Genomic DNA, 18,252 nt, shown 5'->3' on the forward strand with positions numbered 1-18,252 from the left:
TGAAACCATTAAGGAATGAAGAAAATTAAGGTTGAAATGAGAAAAACTTAACAATAAATTAAATATCCCGCTGATTTACACAGACGAAACCGCAGATTTAAGAAAAAATTAAACGACAGCGCAAAAACCAAATCTCCAAAAATCTGCGGAACAAATCAGCGTAAATCTGCAGAAGAAAAACCTACAAAACAAAAAATCCCACGGCAATAACCGCAGGATTTCTATAAAGTCGTAATCAACTGACCACTGTTAACTGATACCTGACCACTTAAATTAAATATGTATCGCTCTATTTTCAGTAGCAGCCAAAGCAGCCTCTTTTAACGCTTCAGTATAAGTTGGGTGTGCATGGCAAATTCTAGCAATATCCTCTGCCGAAGCACGGAATTCCATAGCTACCACAGCCTCTGCAATCATATCAGCAGCACGTGGACCAATCATGTGAACACCTAAAATCTCATCAGTTTTTTCATCAGCCAATACTTTCACGAAACCATCCGTATCCATACTAGCCTTCGCACGTCCACTCGCTTTGAAAGGGAAAGAACCAGCTTTGTATTTCACTCCAGCAGCTTTCAATTGCTCTTCTGTTTGACCAACAGAAGCAACCTCTGGCCAAGTGTAAACCACACCAGGGATTAAGTTATAATTGATATGTGGTTTTTGACCAGCAATAGTTTCGGCAACGTAGATACCTTCATCTTCAGCTTTGTGAGCCAACATGGCACCTTTAACTACATCACCGATAGCATACACGCCTTTTACAGCAGTTTCTAAGTGATCGTTAACCGGAATTTTGTTACCTCTTTCTTCTGTAGTGATACCAATTTTCTCTAAACCTAAACCAGCAGTGTAAGCCGTTCTGCCTACCGCAACGATACAGTAATCAGCTTCCACAGAAACCGCTTCGCCTTTAGCGTTATCGGCAGTAACCGTAACCACTTTACCTTTAACCGATGCACCAGTTACCTTGTGGCTAGTTAAGAATTCCATGCCTAAAGATTTCTTTAACACACGTTGCAATTCTTTACCTAAACCAGCATCCATGGTACCTATGATAGATGGAGCAAACTCAACTACAGTCACTTTAGTACCCAAACGAGCATAAACCGAACCTAACTCTAAACCAATTACTCCACCACCAATTACTACCATGGTTTTAGGTACTTCTTTCAAAGTTAAAGCCTCAGTAGAAGTGATGATACGTTTTTTATCGATTGGTAAGAAAGGCAAAGCCGTAGGTTTAGAACCTGTAGCAATGATTACGTTTTTAGCCGTTAATTTTTCAGTGCTACCATCAGCCTTAGTTACCAAAATGGTGTTTTTATCTTCAAAAGAAGCCACACCTTCAAAAGCATCGATTTTATTTTTCTTGAAAAGATAAGTAATACCAGCAGTGTTTTGCGCCACTACATCATCCTTACGAGCAATCATTTGCTTCATATCAACCTTCAAATCTTTGATATTGATACCGTGAGTAGTGAAAGTATGAGCCGCGTTGTGGAAGTGCTCCGAAGAATCTAACAATGCCTTAGACGGGATACAACCTACATTTAAGCAAGTACCGCCATAAGTTTTATATTTTTCTACTACCGCCGTTTTTAAACCTAATTGTGCACAACGGATGGCACCTACATAACCGCCCGGACCCGAGCCAATAACAACTACATCGTATTGCATGATCTTTTAAGAATTTTTGTTCTGGCAAATGTACAATTACTACCTTAAAAATTGAATGTTAATTGTTTAAATGTTGCAATTCATCCAAATTTTGACAATATCCTTTATGTTTCTTTGAAAAGCAGCACCTGTATTTCATCGCTCCGGAAAGTCGGGCTTTCCGCTACAATCTTTTTGTTTTTAGCCTCCCTGTCATTCCGAGGAACGAGGAATCTATTTCTGATTTGCAATACGTGACAGATTCTTCCAACAAGAACAAAAAGTATTTCCGCTGCAATCCCGTTTAGTTAACGAAATGTGTGCAAAGAGAAAAAACTGGCCTACCCTAACTAAATAACAATTTCATTTTAATTGAAAATCAACGACAACAATCATAAAAAAAGTATATTTAACAATTACATATTGATATTTGATTGAAGACAATTGCATTTATTGATACGGAGATTGACGCCAAAAGTGGTAAAATTCTTGATATTGGAAGTATCAGGGATAATGGAGCTCGTTTCCACCAAACTTCGCTAGTTGAATTTATAAAGTTTCTAGATGGAGCACATTTCATCTGTGGACACAACATTTTCAGGCACGACATCAAGTACATTGGAAAAGCACTTCAAGATGCACAAATACAGTCTGCAAACATTATCGACACGTTGTTTCTTTCGCCCCTGCTTTTCCCTACAAATCCGTATCACTCACTGCTCAAAGACGACAAATTACAATCGGAAGACACCAACAACCCGCTAAATGATTCAATAAAAGCAAAGGATTTATTTTATGATGAAGTAGCAACTTTCGAGCAAACTGACCATGCGCTCAAACAGATTTTTTATCTGCTTTTAAACACTCAAAGGGAATTTCGTGCGTTTTTTAACTATATTAAATACACAACTTTTACTGCAGAACTTGAAAAACTAATTCATCAAAAATTCAAAAATGAGATTTGCGAGCAGGTTTCTTTAGATAAAGAAATTTCAGAAAATCCAATTGAACTTGCTTACTGTTTATCATTAATAAACTCTTTCATTAAATATAAAAAAACACATTCCATAACACCTCCTTGGGTTTTAAAAATTACCCTGAAGTTGAAAGAATAATGTTTCGTTTACGAAGCAAACCGTGTGTAAGTGGCTGCGATTATTGCAATGAGGTTTTAGATGCAAGCAAAGGGCTTAAAAGATTTTTTGGTTTTGACACTTACCGAAAATACGGTGATGAACCATTGCAAGAGAAAGCCGTTAAAGCTGCCATTGACAATAAATCTATTCTTACCATTTTTCCTACAGGGGGCGGAAAATCGATTACGTTTCAAGTTCCTGCATTAATGAGCGGCGAAAACTCAAAGGCCTTAACCATTGTAATTTCGCCTTTACAATCGTTGATGAAAGACCAAGTTGACAATCTTGAAAAAAATGGAATTACAGATGCGGTTACAATAAATGGTTTACTTGACCCAATTGAAAGAGCAAAATCTTTTGAGAGAGTTGAAAACGGTTCAGCTTCCCTTCTTTACATATCACCAGAATCATTACGCTCAAAAACTATTGAGCGTTTAGTTTTGGGAAGAAAAATTGCACGCTTCGTCATCGATGAGGCTCACTGTTTTTCTTCATGGGGGCAAGATTTCAGAGTTGATTATTTGTACATCGGAGATTTCATCAAATCCATTCAGGAAAAGAAAAACTTGGAAGACGGTATTCCGGTTTCTTGTTTTACAGCCACTGCAAAACAAAAGGTAATAGAAGATATCCAAGCCTATTTCAAAGACAAACTTTCATTAAATCTTGAATTATTCACGTCAAAAGCCGCACGAACAAATCTACAGTATAAAGTTTATGCTAAGGGAGACGAAGAAGATAAATATCAAACCGTTCGTGATCTGATTGAGCTAAAAAATTGCCCAACCATCATTTATGTTTCAAGAACCCGAAAAGCATTTCTACTTGCTGAAAGATTATTCAAAGATGGTTTTAGTGTAAAAGCCTACCATGGAAAAATGGATAAGGCTGAAAAGTCTGAGAATCAAAATTCTTTTATAAGTGGGGAAACCCAAATAATGGTGGCAACATCTGCTTTTGGTATGGGTGTTGATAAGAAAGATGTCGGAATGGTTATCCATTTTGAAATTTCAGATTCGCTGGAAAACTACGTTCAAGAAGCAGGTAGAGCGGGACGAGATGAAAATATTACTGCCGAATGTTTCGTACTTTTTAATGAAGAAGATTTAAGCAAGCATTTTATTCTACTTAACCAAACGAAACTATCCATCAAAGAAATTCAACAGATTTGGAAAGCCGTTAAAGAAATAACCAAATTCCGTACGCAAGTGTCAAATTCTGCTCTAGAAATTGCAAGGATGGCAGGATGGGACGATAGTGTTGCGGACATACAAACACGTGTAACCACAGCTATTGCTGCACTAGAAGATGCAGGGTATTTAAAGAGAGGGCAGAATATGCCTAAAGTCTTTGCAAATAGTATTCTTTCAAAAAATGCTCAAGAAGCAATTGATAAAATTAACGCTTCGGAAAAACTGCTAGAGAGCCAAAAAGCAAAAGCTATTAGAATTATTAAGAAACTTTTTTCGAGTAAAAGCAGAAAACATTCAAATGATGAAAGTGCAGAATCAAGAATTGATTATATCAGTGATCACTTAGGCATTGTCAAAGAAGAAGTCATTACCATCATCAATCTCTTGCGTGAAGAAAAGATTTTGGCAGATGCTAAAGACTTAACAGCATTCATTAAAAAGGGAGAAAACAAGAATCGTTCCTTAAACATTGTTGAGACTTTTAGTAAAATTGAAACCTTTTTGCTTCCTTTTTTCGGAGAGGAAGAAAAAGTATTCCATATTAAAGAACTGAACGAAAAAGCAGAAGAAAAAGGCTTAAATGATATCAGTACCAATAAAATTAAAACCATTATTAACTTCTGGGCGATTAAAAATTGGCTTAAGCGGAAAAACTTAGATTCGAAAAATCACATTGCTGCTGCTGCGTTACACCCAAACAATATTTTAAAGGCTAAATTAGAAAAGCGACATACCTTGGCTAAATTTATTGTTGAGCTACTTTATGAAAAAAGTAACATCAACGCATCTAAAGATGACTTAGGCAAAGATGAGGTGTTAGTTGAATTCTCAGTTCAAGAAATAAAAAATGCTTACGATAATACTTCTACCTTATTTAAAGTAGATATAAATCTTGATGATATTGAAGACACGCTATTTTATTTATCTCGAATTGAAGCCATAAAAATTGAAGGTGGCTTTTTAGTTGTGTATAATCGCTTAACTATTGAGCGTACAGAACAAGATAACAAAAAGCGCTATACCAAAGACGATTACCAAAAATTGCATCAGTTTTACGAAAGCAAAATTCAACAAATTCATATCGTTGGCGAGTATGCCACTAAAATGATTGATGATTACAAAAATGCTTTGCAATTTGTAGAAGATTACTTTCAACTCAACTACTCTTCATTCCTCAACAAGTATTTCAAAGGTAGCCGCCAAAATGAAATTAAACGAAATATCACACCTTCAAAATTTAAACAACTTTTTGGAGAACTCTCGCCTACGCAATTAAAAATCATTAACGATAACGAGACCAAACATGTTGCTGTTGCTGCTGGCCCAGGTAGTGGAAAAACACGAGTTTTAGTTCACAAATTGGCTTCATTACTTTTAATGGAAGATGTGAAACACGAGCAATTGTTAATGATTACATTTTCTAGAGCAGCTGCAACAGAGTTTAAAAAACGTCTGCTTAAATTAATTGGAAATGCTGCAAACTATATTGAGATAAAAACTTTCCACTCATATTGCTTTGATTTGCTTGGCAAAGTTGGGAGCTTAGAGAAATCTAGTGAAATCGTAAAAAACACTATTCAGAAAATCAAAAACAATGAAGTTGAAGCAAGTAGAATAACAAAAACTGTTTTGGTCATTGACGAAGCTCAAGATATGGACAAGGACGAGTTTGAGTTAATAAGTATCTTGATGGAACAGAATGAGGAGATGAGAGTTATTGCCGTAGGTGATGACGATCAAAACATTTATGAGTTTAGAGGTGCTAGCTCAAAATACCTTGAACAATTCATTAATGTAAATAATGCAGTTAAACATGAGTTAATAGAGAACTACAGAAGCAAGAACAATTTGGTAGATTTTACAAACCAATTTGTAAAGAGAATTTCTCACAGACTAAAACACACACCAATTATCGCAAATCAAAACGATAATGGAAAACTCAAGATTGTACTCTACAAAAGTGAAAACCTTATTAATCCATTGGTACAAGACATTCTGGAGACAGGCCTATCCGGAACTACTTGTGTGTTGACAAAAGTAAATGAAGATGCCCTACAAATTGCCGGACTACTTTTAAAAAACAACGTTCAAGCAAAACTAATACAAAGCAATGATGGTTTCAACTTGTATAATCTGGCGGAGGTAAGGGATTTTCTACATCATTTAAATTTACGCAACGACATTTATCTCATCACAGATGAAGCTTGGATAAATGCAAAACGAGAAGTGTTCCGCAGATATCGCCAAAGCACGAAATTGGAGATTTTAGGAAACATCATTAAAGAATTTGAATCATCAAACCCAAAACGGAAATACAAGTCTGATTTAGAAGTTTTTATAAGAGAATCAAAACTTGAAGATTTCTACAACGACAATGGAGAAACTATTTTTATTTCAACCATTCATAAAGCTAAAGGAAGAGAGTTCGACAATGTGTTTCTAATGTTAGAAAACTTTAATGCTACAATAGATGAAGCTAAACGGCAATTATATGTTGCAATGACAAGAGCAAAAAGAAATCTAACAATTCACCTTAACTCAAACTTACTTGACAACATAACAGCAGATAATTTAGAGCAGATAGAAAATAAAGAAATTCACTCACAGCCTAATGAATTGGCAATGCATTTATCTTTAAAAGATGTCTGGTTAGACTATTTCATAAACAGACAAAATCCAATTAATCAACTTACCAGCGGACAACCGTTAACTATAGATGCTGACGAATGTTTGGACAGTAATGGAAAATCCGTTTTAAAATTTTCTAGGCTGTTTATTGAACAAATTGAGAGAATGAAGGCAAAAAAATATGAATTGAAAAGTGCCAAAGTAAACTTTATAGTTTACTGGAAAAAAGAAGATACGGAACAGGAAATAAAAATTATTTTACCAGAGCTACTATTTGAGAGAAAATAAAGCCGTCAAAACTTTCATTTAATTTTCATCTATAAAAACCCTATTCCTATATTTGAATATGATAAGCTTAAGAAACATTCCATTTTTTGCAGTTGGCGTATCTGCATTACTTTTCGGATTATTAGTTTTTAAAAACGATTGTCCTACAGTATGGTATATTATCGCCCTAATTTATTTCGTTTTAGGTTTTGCATTTCGTAAACCGATTGACACTGCCGACGGTGGCCACTAAGATTTAAGAAAGCTTCTCAAAAGGAAGCTTTTCTTTTTCCTACTATCCTTAACTAACCAACCTAACCACAATGAAACGTATTTTACTAACCTTGCTATTAGTTTCGTGCTTTTTTGCAGAATTTGCTTTTGCACAAGAAACAGACTCTGCTTATGTCCGTAGCCACTACACTAAAATAGAACGCCTAATTCCAATGCGTGACGGCACCAAGCTTTTCACTGCTATTTATATTCCTAAAGATATCGCTGCGAGCAAAAAATATCCATTTCTAATTAACAGAACTCCATATACAGTAAGACCTTACGGCGAAAAAGAATATAAAACCAGTTTAGGTGGCTATCCAGCGGTAATGCGTGATGGCTTTATCTTCGTTTATCAAGATGTGCGTGGCCGTTGGATGAGTGAAGGAAACTTTGAAGACATTAGACCTACCAACCTTGGCAAAGGCAAAAAAGACATTGATGAAAGTACAGACACTTACGACACCATCGATTGGTTGCTCAAAAACATCAAGAACAATAACGGAAAAGCAGGCTTGTATGGCATTTCCTATCCAGGTTTCTACTCTACCGCTTCGTTGGTTAAATCTCACACGGCATTAAAAGCAGTTTCGCCGCAAGCACCAGTAACCGATTGGTTTATTGGCGATGATTTTCATCATGGCGGTGCTTTATTTTTAATGGATGCCTTTAAATTTATGACTTCTTTCGGCGTTCCTCGTCCACAGCCAATTACGCCAGACAAAGGGCCTAAACCTTTTCAATTCCCAATAAAAGACAATTATCGTTTCTATTTGGAAGCTGGTTCAGTGAAAAACCTGAAAGAAAAATACATGGGCGATAGCATCAAGTTTTGGAATAACCTGTTTAAACATCCAAATCTAGATACTTTCTGGCAAGCCCGCCAAATTGTGAAACACTTAAAAGACGTAAAACCTGCGGTAATGACTGTCGGCGGTTTCTTCGATGCAGAAGATGCTTATGGTGCTTTCGAAACTTACAAAGCCATCGAGAAACAAAACCCTAAAGCAAACAATATTTTAGTAGCTGGCCCTTGGTACCACGGCGGTTGGGTACGTGGCAAAGGCGATAGCTTTGGCGACATCAACTTCGGAACTCCGACCAGTACTTACTACCAAGAAAACTTAGAACTTCCTTTCTTCAAATATTATCTGAAAGGCGAGGGCAATTTCGACGCTGCTGAAGCAAACATCTTTTTAACAGGAAGCAACCAATGGAAAAAGTTTGATACTTGGCCTCCGCAAGATGTAGAGTTGAAAGCTTTGTACTTCCACTCTAATGGGAAATTATCCTTCACAAAACCAAGTACCAACAATAGTTTCGATGAATATGTGAGCGACCCGAATGCGCCAGTTCCTTACCAAGATGGTGTGCAAGCTAATCGTACCAGAGAATACATGGTAGACGACCAGCGTTTTGCAGCTAGAAGACCAGATGTAAAAACTTATCAAACCGATGTTTTAACAGAAGATATTACCCTTACAGGACCTGTTTTAGCTAATTTATTGGTAAGTACTTCGGGCACCGATGCAGATTATGTGGTAAAACTAATCGACGTTTACCCAGAAGATACGCAAGAGATTTCTCCTGCAGATAAAAATAAAATGATGGCGGGCTACCAAATGTTGGTGCGTGGCGAAATTTTAAGAGGCAAATACAGAAACAGCTTCGAAAAACCAGAAGCTTTTGTGCCGAACGAAGCAACTAAAGTTAAATATGCGTTGCCAGATGTTGGCCACACCTTTAAAAAAGGACACAGAATTATGGTGCAAATCCAACATTCTTGGTTTCCATTGGCAGATAGAAATCCTCAGAAATTTATGAACATTTACGAAGCAGAACCAAGCGATTTCCAAAAAGCTACACACAGAATTTACCATGGCAATGCTGATGGTTCTTTCTTATCTTTACCAGTACTTAAACCATAAAAAACATTACTTGCTCCGATTTATCGGAATAGACACATAGTAACGACATAAAAACTATGTGTCTATGTGGTAAAAATCAAAATATGAAAAAATTAATAATTGCCCTTGCCTTTCTAGTATCTTCAGCAACAACTTTTGCTCAAAATATGCTCGGTAGCAATGAAAATAACGAGCGAGCCAAATCGTTACGTGGAGCTTTAACAGATTTGAGAACCTGCTACGATATCAATTATTACCACTTAGATGTGAAGATTGATATCGATAATAGATCTGTAAGCGGCAGTAACGAATTCGCTTTTACAGCAACTAAAGATTTTGAAAATTTGCAGTTCGATCTATTTGAAAACCTAAAGGTTGAAAAAGTAATCTACAAAGGAAAAGAGTTACCATTTACGAGAGAATTTGCTGCAGTTTTTGTAAAATTCCCAAAGATTAAAAAAGGTAGTAAAGATCGTTTTACCGTTTTTTATAGTGGCAATCCGAGAGTTGCAAAAAATGCTCCTTGGGATGGTGGCTTCATTTTCAAAAAGGACAAATCTGGCAATCCATTTGTTTCTGTTGCCTGCCAGGGTTTGGGCGCAAGTGTTTGGTGGCCTAATAAAGATCACCAAAGTGATGAAGTTGACAGTATGTTAGTTAGCATCAGCGCACCGAAAGATTTAGATTGCATTGCCAACGGTCGTTTTCGCAGTAAAATCGATGGAAAAGATGGCTATACCAAACACAACTGGTTTGTGGCAAATCCTATCAACAATTACAGCATCGCGTTCTACATTGGCAAATATGCGCATTGGACAGACACCTACGATGGCGAAGACGGTAAATTGAGCTTAGATTTTTACGCTTTGAAAGAAGACAGTGCCAAAGCTCGTCCGCATTGGGATGCTGATGTAAAACCCATGTTAAAATCTTTTGAGTATTGGTTTGGGCCCTACCCTTGGTATAAAGACGGTTATAAACTGGTACAAGCACCACATTTGGGTATGGAGCATCAAAGTGCCGTGGCTTATGGCAATCAGTTCCTAAAAGGATATTTGGGTAAAGACCTATCTAGCACAGGCCATGGTTTAAAATGGGATTTCATTACCATTCACGAAACTGGGCACGAATGGTTCGGCAACAATATTACCACCAAAGACATTGCCGATATGTGGGTGCATGAAGGTTTCACCTCTTATTCGGAAGCGCTATTTACAGAGAGTACTCAAGGCAAAACTGCTGGCGAAGACTATGTTATTGGCATTAGACAAAACATAGGGAACAAAGGTCCTATCATTGGAGTTTACAATACCAATACAGAAGGCGATGGCGATATGTACTACAAAGGAGCTAACTTGATTCACACCATCCGCCAGTTAATAAATGATGATGAAAAGTTTAGACAGATTTTAAGGGGTTTGAACAAAACTTTTTACCATTCTACTACTACATCAGCCGAAGTAGAAGCTTACATTGCTAAACAAAGTGGGCTGAAGCTAGACAAGGTTTTCGACCAATATTTACGCTATGCTAAAATTCCAACTTTAGCATACAAAATTGAAAAAGGAGAACTAAAATACAGATGGCTAACGGACGTTGTTGGCTTCGATATGCCTGTAAAAGTTTCTTTAAAAACTGGTGAATATGCGTTAATTAAGCCCACTAACGAATGGCAAACTATAAAAATTGATGCATCTGTTAATGATGGAAATTTTTCTGTAGAACGAAATTTCTATGTAAATACTAAAAAAGCAGAATAAGTTTTTAATTGATGCAACGTTTTTAAAACAGACTACGTCTATTAGATTATAAAACTAACCTAAAATGAATAAAAAATATATTTCTATTGGTTTAATGCTAGCTGTTACGGTAGCTGTAGCAACCCCTGCACAATCAGAATTACCTGTAAACATTAGTATTTCTAAAGCTAAAAATAAAGTTAAAGATACAGAAGTTAAAAATTTCAATAGTGTTGCTGCTGGAGGACCTTTAAAAGTAATAGTTACGTTAGGTAATACCGAAGGCATTAGGTTTGAGGGTGATGAAGAAGCAATTTCTACCCTAGTTACGGAAGTAAAAGGCAGCGCTTTAATTATTAGACCAAAAATGAGCTGGACAAGCTGGGCTCACAAATACAAAGACAAGAAAATTATTGCTCATGTAAGTGCAAAAACCATTAAAAGCTTAACCATGAGCGGCGACGGCTCCATCACTGTTAAGGGCACCATTTCGGAAAATTCGTTGGTAACCACACTAAGCGGTTCTGGCTCTATTACAGCAACTGTAAATGTTGGCGAATTAACAGGCGTAGTAAGCGGTTCTGGCAAATTAAATATTTCTGGCGAAGCAGATGAAGCCAGCGCAACCATTAGCGGTTCTGGTATTTTAGCAAAGAAAGGTGCTTTGAAAGTAGGTTCACTTTCTGCAAAAATTAGTGGTTCTGGCAGTGCGTACGTACACACTAATGGCGAGATTAGTGCATTAATTAGTGGTTCTGGAAAAGTATATTACACTGGCAACGCAGATGTTTCTGAGAAGAAATTTCTGGGTTCTGGTGGCATTAAAAAGTTAGACTAACATATAAAAACTGAAAAAGGTCGCTTCGAATTTCGAGGCGACCTTTTTTGTATTAATTGCTGTCCTTCTCTCAGCAATGACAATCAATTATTAAAATCTTGTGTACAAAGCTAGCTGTGCTACATTGTTTACTGTATTAGCATTAGCTCCTTTAATAGCTTGGTTTAAATATCCAGCTTCAATATCGAAGCTTTTAGAAACTCGATAGCCAACTGCTAAATAAGCTCGGTTTTGGTCAAACAAACTACCATTCAATTGCTCTTTATTTTGGAGATTGAAGAAAAGTTCGTTCTGCAAAGCTGCAAACACCCCTTTGGTAAATGCACCCTTTTGTTTTTTCAACGGCTGAACCAACCTGAAGAAATAACGTAAACGTTGAGAAAACAAATCATCTGTTTGGCGCTCTATAAAACGTTGTTCTAATCTAAACCTGTGACTCAACGCAGCTCCTTTCCAAGGTTGATGGTTGTAGATGTATTGTTGCCAAATGCGATGCTCGGTTAGTGTCGTTTTCGGCCAAAAAGCATCAAATCCATTAATACTGAGAACTCCAACATCTGGCAAATAAGTCTGTGTAAATAAGTAACCAACAGTTGCATTTGAGTTTTTATTAATGTAATAAGTCACTCCTGGTCTTACAAGTAGGTTTCTCACTCTATCCCAATTATTATCGGAACGAACTTGCAAATCAAAGTGCATCCCCCATTTATCGTTGAACTTGGTACTATTCAAAAACATGAACCAACCTGTATTTTGATTAACAGTTTGTGCATAAAGTGAAGAAGCGAATAAGCTTAAAAAAGCGACTAATACAATTTTTCTCATCTGGTTTTAATCTCGTGTGTTTAGCGAAAATATTAAAATCAGATTAGAAACCATGAAACGTAACAGAAAGTAGACAAAGAACTTTATTCTTGCCGTCATTGCGAGGAACGAAGCAATCTTACAACTATCGCTAGACAACTATATATCGCTTTAAGATTGCTTCGTTCCTCGCAATGACGAATGGCTTACTGAAATACAAAAAAAGCCTTGCTCATTTTCATGAACAAGGCTTTATATTTCATTTCTTAATGTTGAAGATTAAACTCCTAACAACAATCTAGCTGGATCTTCCAATAATTGTTTAACTCTTACCAAGAAACCTACAGACTCACGTCCATCGATAATTCTGTGATCGTAAGATAAAGCAATGTACATCATCGGACGGATTACCACTTCTTTGTTTTCAGCAATTGGACGCTCGATAATGTTGTGCATACCTAAAATTGCAGATTGAGGAGCATTGATAATCGGTGTAGACATCATTGAACCAAAAACACCACCATTAGTGATGGTGAAAGTTCCACCTGTCATTTCTTCGATAGTCAATTTGCTATCTCTAGCTTTAGTAGCTAATTCAATTACAGTTTTCTCGATTTGCGCTAAGCTCATACTCTCTGCGTTTCTAATGATTGGCACAACCAAACCTTTAGGAGCAGATACCGCGATAGATACATCAACGAAATCGTTATAAATGATTTGCTCACCATCAATACGAGCATTTACTGCAGGGAAATCTTTAGCTGCTTCGCAAACCGCTTTAGTGAAGAAACTCATGAAGCCTAAGCCAACACCGTGTTTCTCTTTAAATTGATCTTTGTATTTAGCACGTAAATCCATAATTGGCTTCATGTTAACCTCGTTAAAAGTAGTTAACATCGCTGTTTCATTTTTAACCGCCACTAAACGTTTAGCAACTGTTTTACGTAATGGCGACATTTTCTCAGCACGCTCATTTCTTGAACCAGCAACTGGAGCTGGAGCAGCAGCTTTAGGAGCTTCTGCCTTAGCAGCAGGTTTACCAGCTTGTGCATTGTTTGCATCTTCTTTGGTAATTCTACCATCAACGCCAGTACCTTTTACACTACCTGCATCAATACCTTTTTCTGCCAAAATTTTACCAGCAGCCGGAGATGGAGTTCCAGAAGCGTAGCTATCTTTAGATTCTTTCTCTGCAACTGGAGCCGCAGCTTTATCTGCCGCAGGCGCATCAGCCTTTGGAGCTTCTTCTTTAGCAGCAGCCGGAGCAGCACCACCTTCTTCGATAGAGCAAACAACTGCGCCAATTTCTAGCGTATCACCTTCGCTAGCAACAATTTTTAAAGTTCCTGCTTTCTCTGCAGTAAGTTCGAAAGTTGCTTTGTCTGATTCTAACTCCGCAATAATTTCGTCCATCTCCACAAATTCGCCATCGTTTTTAACCCAACGAGATAATACTACCTCGGTAATCGACTCGCCTACTGGCGGAACTTTGATTTCTAAACTCATATTTTTATGTATGTTATAAGGTTGAAATGTTGTAAAGTTGAAACGTTGCAGATGAACAAAGTCTCAAATCTCACATCTCGTTTCTCAAATCTATTTAATCTACTTTATCTTTAACCGCGTTTTTTGCAGTTTCTTTAAGTGGCTTTTTAGCTACTTCTGCAACCGAAGTTTCGAAAGTTTTAGCAACAATGTAAGCCTGTTGGTTAGTGTGTTGTTTCATGTAACCAGTTGCCGGACTGCTGCTTTCTTTTCTAGAAATTACATCAATAGTATTTAAAGATGTTTTTCTCAATCTACGCAACAAATATGGCCAAGCACCTTGGTTTTCTGGTTCTTCTTGTACCCAAAGTACATCTTCAGCATTTTTGTATTTAGCTACAATTGCTTCCATTTGATCAACTGGAGTTGGATACAATTGCTCTAAACGTACAACAGCAACATTTTTGTTTTCTTTTTGTGCTTCCAATAAATCGTAATAGATTTTACCAGAACAGAAAACAACTCTCTTCACATCAGCAACTTTTACGTTAGTGTCATCAATTACTTCTTTAAAACCTCCAGTAGTAAAATCTGCTAGCGGGCTTACACAAAGTGGATGACGTAGCAAACTCTTAGGGCTAAAGTTAACCAAAGGTTTACGGAAATCGCGTTTAAACTGACGACGTAACGAGTGGAAGAAGTTAGCAGGCGTAGTACAATTAGTGATTTGCATATTGTACTCTGCACATAACTCTAGGAAACGCTCAATACGACCAGATGAATGTTCTGGACCTTGACCTTCGTAACCGTGAGGCAATAACATTACCAAACCGTTTCCTCTTTGCCATTTAGTTTCCGCACTTGCGATATATTGGTCAATTACAATTTGTGCTCCGTTAAAGAAATCACCGAATTGTGCTTCCCAAATCGTTAACGCATTAGGGTTAGCCATCGCATAACCATATTCGAAACCTAAAACACCATACTCAGACAAGTGAGAGTTATAGATATCAAATTTTGCTTGTTGCTCCGAAATATTCAATAATGGTGTGTATTCTTCTTCCGAGTCTTCTAGCGTTAATACCGCATGACGATGAGAGAAAGTACCACGTTTTACGTCTTGACCGCTTAAACGAACTCTTTTACCTTCCGCCAATAAAGTACCGTAAGCTAATTGCTCGCCCAAAGCCCAATCGAAAACATGGGTATCCGTTGCCATTTTCAAGCGCTCATCAAATAATTTCTCAATTTTTTTGAAGAACTTCTTCTCTTTTGGCAATGTTGTAATTCTCTTCGCAACTTCTAATAAAGTTTCCTTTTTAACAGAAGTGTTTGGAGAAGTATCAAAATCTTTAGCAGTTGCTAAACGCATATCAGCCCAAGCACCACCAAATTTAACATCAGCCAATGCTGCATTATATTCTTTTGCCTCGTTTAATGAAGTTTGTAAATGAGCCTTAAACTCTTTCTCCATTTCCTTAGCTCCATTTGCATCAAGCTTACCTTCTTTAATCAATTCAGCCACATAAATCTTTAAAGGATTATCGTGTTTCTCAATTGCTTTGTACAATAAAGGTTGCGTAAATTTAGGCTCATCCGATTCGTTGTGGCCAAATCTGCGGTAGCAAAGAATATCGATAAACACATCATTTCTGTATTTCTGACGGTATTCCATCGCTAAATTAATCGCATATACTAAAGCCTCAGCATCATCACCATTTACGTGGAAAACTGGAGATAAAGTTACTTTAGCGATATCTGTACAGTATGTACTAGAACGAGCATCTTTGTAGTTGGTAGTAAAACCGATTTGGTTGTTGATTACCAAGTGGATGGTGCCACCAGTCTTGTAACCATCTAAACCAGCCATCTGTATTACCTCGTAAACAATACCTTGACCAGCTACAGAAGCATCACCGTGAATCAAGATCGGTGCTAAACGACCATCGTCTCCAGCATATTTGAAATCGATTTTCGAACGGCTCATTCCTTCCACAATACCATCAACAGTTTCTAAGTGCGATGGATTTGGACACAAGCTTAAGTGAACGCTTTTGCCTTTGTTCGTAGTTACATCTGTAGAGTAACCTAGGTGATATTTCACATCGCCACCAAAAGGAGTCTCTTCGTTGTAACTTCTTCCTTCAAACTCTGTAAAAATATCTTTATAGCTTTTTTGCATGATATTAGCCAACACGTTCAAACGACCGCGGTGCGCCATGCCAACCACAAATTCTTCAATACCTAAATCAGCACCTTTTTCAATTACAGAATCTAATGCTGGAATTAAAGCCTCAGCACCTTCTAAAGAGAAACGCTTCTGGCCTAAGAATTTTGTACCTAAAAAGTTCTCGAAAACAACAGCTTCGTTCAACTTTTTAACCACTCTCATTTTCTCATCGTTAGATAACTTTGGTGTGTTACGCTCGCCCTCCATTTTACCTTCTAACCAAGAAAGTACTTCTGGCGTACGCAAATATTTATACTCAACACCAATAGAACCACAATAAGTCTGTTCTAAAAAGGCAACAATATCTTTCAGCTTTGCTGCGCCAATACCCAGCTCAACACTAGAATTAAAAACAGTTTCTAAATCAGCTGTAGCTAAACCAAAATTCTCGATATTTAGAGTTGGCAAGTGCTTACGTCTTTCTCTAACTGGGTTTGTTTTGGTAAACAAGTGTCCACGTTGACGGTAGCCATTAATCAAGTTTAGTACACTAATTTCTTTCAAAAAGTGCTCTGGAGCATCGCCACCGCTTACAGCAGGAGCATCTGCGCCTCTTCCGAAATCAAAACCTTCAAAAAACTTTTGCCATCCAAACTCTACAGAACTAGGGTCTTCTTTGTAACTCTGGTATAGGGAATCAACGTATTCGGCGTTGTCGCCGCTAAGGTAAGATAGGTTATCCATTTATATATATAACTATTACGATAAGTATTGCAAAATTAGGATTTTACCTTTAGAAAAGGCAATAAAATCACATTTAAATAAATTAAAAAAGTGTAACTAAAATATAGACGCTTTTTTAAGCTCGAACGACCTGTGCGAATGCACCTTTTGGATCTAAAATTTTCAATAGCTTCACAAAATCGAAACTATTTGACAATTTTTGGTCGTTACCAACACCTGCAACTGCTGCCCAATTACCCCAATTACTTGCAGGTGCATAGTCTAACAATTGCTCTTCGAAATAAGCAGCGCCAAGCACCCAATTTATTTCAAGTTCTTTAACCAAATAGGTAGCAACCAATTGCCTCGCAGCTTGATTAATGTAGCCAGTAGTATTCAGCTCTTGCATACAAGCATCAACCAACGGCTGTCCTGTTTGTCCGTCTTTCCAGTTTTGCAAAGCTGATGTGTTTTCCAATTGCAAAAGCATACCGTCTTTCTTAAATCCTTGAGGCTTAAAGAAAGTATTACCGTATTTCTTGAACATGAAGCGATAATAATCTCTCCACAGCAAGCCCAACACAATTTGATGGAAATAAGGTCTAACACCGTGAGTTGCTTCAGCCTCTTTCATTTTCCAATACACTTCTCTTGGCGATAAGCAGCCCAATGCCATCCAAGCAGAAAGCTTAGATACAATTTCGTGTTTCTTTAACGTGGCATTGGCTAATACCATTCCTTCGCCAGCGTGCAAATACTCGTGTAGGTGAGCTAACGCTTCTTTTTCTCCACCTATAAACTCAGATTGGATTTTAAGCATTGCAGCAGCTTCATCTTGCAACAACTCGCTTATTTCTGGAATTGCACCCCACTGGTCAACATTGGCAAAATTTATAGCAGTTGGTGTAGGAAAGCAAGGTTTTACAACAGCATCACGCTCTGTTTTTTTCTTAAACTGCGTAAAAACGTCAGGAATATCCTTAATTGGAAAAGGTAAATCTTCCTTGTTGTAAAGCGTGTGCCCAATAAAATGTTTCAGATTTATTTTCTGTTTCCAAAGGGCATCTTCTAACTTTAAACTTACGGCTGTTTCTTCGCTTGCAACTTCTCTGTGATGGTAAACCTCTGCAATATCGTGTTTAACCACTAAAGCTGGCAACACTTCCTCTGGATTTCCTTGCAACACCAATAAATTACCACCCATGGCCTGTAAAGATTGCTGCAAAGAAGCCACACTTTCTATTAAGAATTTGGTTCTTGTAGCACCAGTTTTGTAAGTATGATATTGGGTTTTCTCGAAATGGCGAGGATCGAATACGTAAACAGGCAAAATTTCGTCAGCCTTAGCAATAGCTTCAACCAGCATTTCGTTATCATGCAGGCGAAGGTCATTTCTAAACCAAACTAAAATCTTTTTACCCATATCCTTA

At 37.3% G+C, this 18,252-nt stretch carries 11 protein-coding genes; 6 read left to right on the forward strand and 5 right to left on the reverse strand.

What is annotated here, in order from left to right:
* Positions 1-273: 273 nt before the first annotated feature.
* The gene (lpdA, locus tag AC23ME_RS09990) at positions 274-1,680 is read right to left on the reverse strand and encodes a dihydrolipoyl dehydrogenase (RefSeq protein ID WP_487727609.1); all 1,407 of its coding nucleotides are present in this window, start codon (positions 1,678-1,680) and stop codon (positions 274-276) included.
* A 413-nt stretch (positions 1,681-2,093) separates the two neighbouring features.
* On the opposite strand from lpdA, the gene AC23ME_RS09995 reads away from it, so the two are divergent.
* From AC23ME_RS09995 to AC23ME_RS10020, 6 genes are all read left to right on the forward strand, one after another.
* Positions 2,094-2,774, forward strand: coding sequence for a hypothetical protein (locus AC23ME_RS09995; RefSeq protein ID WP_487727610.1), 681 nt, complete (start codon positions 2,094-2,096; stop codon positions 2,772-2,774).
* Positions 2,738-6,904 (forward strand): RecQ family ATP-dependent DNA helicase, encoded by a 4,167-nt coding sequence (locus tag AC23ME_RS10000; RefSeq protein WP_487727611.1) that lies wholly within the window; start codon positions 2,738-2,740, stop codon positions 6,902-6,904. Before AC23ME_RS09995 ends, AC23ME_RS10000 begins: the two co-directional genes overlap by 37 nt.
* A gap of 58 nt (positions 6,905-6,962) precedes the next feature.
* Complete coding sequence (locus AC23ME_RS10005) at positions 6,963-7,136, forward strand: hypothetical protein (protein WP_487727612.1); 174 nt, start codon at positions 6,963-6,965, stop codon at positions 7,134-7,136.
* 70 nt (positions 7,137-7,206) lie between these two features.
* A complete protein-coding gene (locus AC23ME_RS10010) occupies positions 7,207-9,084 on the forward strand; it encodes a CocE/NonD family hydrolase (RefSeq protein WP_487727613.1) in 1,878 nt (625 codons plus the stop codon).
* A gap of 83 nt (positions 9,085-9,167) precedes the next feature.
* The gene (locus AC23ME_RS10015; protein WP_487727614.1) at positions 9,168-10,823 is read left to right on the forward strand and encodes a M1 family metallopeptidase; all 1,656 of its coding nucleotides are present in this window, start codon (positions 9,168-9,170) and stop codon (positions 10,821-10,823) included.
* Positions 10,824-10,887: 64 nt separating this feature from the next.
* Positions 10,888-11,640: a head GIN domain-containing protein gene (locus AC23ME_RS10020; protein WP_487727615.1), complete on the forward strand. Its 753-nt coding sequence runs from the start codon at positions 10,888-10,890 to the stop codon at positions 11,638-11,640.
* A gap of 90 nt (positions 11,641-11,730) precedes the next feature.
* On the opposite strand, the gene AC23ME_RS10025 is transcribed toward AC23ME_RS10020, so the two are convergent.
* The 4 genes from AC23ME_RS10025 to AC23ME_RS10040 all read right to left on the reverse strand — a co-directional run bounded on the left by AC23ME_RS10025 (position 11,731) and on the right by AC23ME_RS10040 (position 18,245).
* The gene (locus tag AC23ME_RS10025) at positions 11,731-12,465 is read right to left on the reverse strand and encodes a DUF2490 domain-containing protein (RefSeq protein WP_487727616.1); all 735 of its coding nucleotides are present in this window, start codon (positions 12,463-12,465) and stop codon (positions 11,731-11,733) included.
* Positions 12,466-12,723: 258 nt separating this feature from the next.
* The gene (odhB, locus tag AC23ME_RS10030; protein ID WP_487727617.1) at positions 12,724-13,950 is read right to left on the reverse strand and encodes a 2-oxoglutarate dehydrogenase complex dihydrolipoyllysine-residue succinyltransferase; all 1,227 of its coding nucleotides are present in this window, start codon (positions 13,948-13,950) and stop codon (positions 12,724-12,726) included.
* A gap of 94 nt (positions 13,951-14,044) precedes the next feature.
* A complete protein-coding gene (locus tag AC23ME_RS10035; protein ID WP_487727618.1) occupies positions 14,045-16,843 on the reverse strand; it encodes a 2-oxoglutarate dehydrogenase E1 component in 2,799 nt (932 codons plus the stop codon).
* 115 nt (positions 16,844-16,958) lie between these two features.
* Positions 16,959-18,245, reverse strand: coding sequence for a DASH family cryptochrome (locus tag AC23ME_RS10040; protein ID WP_487727619.1), 1,287 nt, complete (start codon positions 18,243-18,245; stop codon positions 16,959-16,961).
* Positions 18,246-18,252 lie beyond the last annotated feature (7 nt).

This window comes from Pedobacter sp. T50_32 (assembly GCF_057652195.1).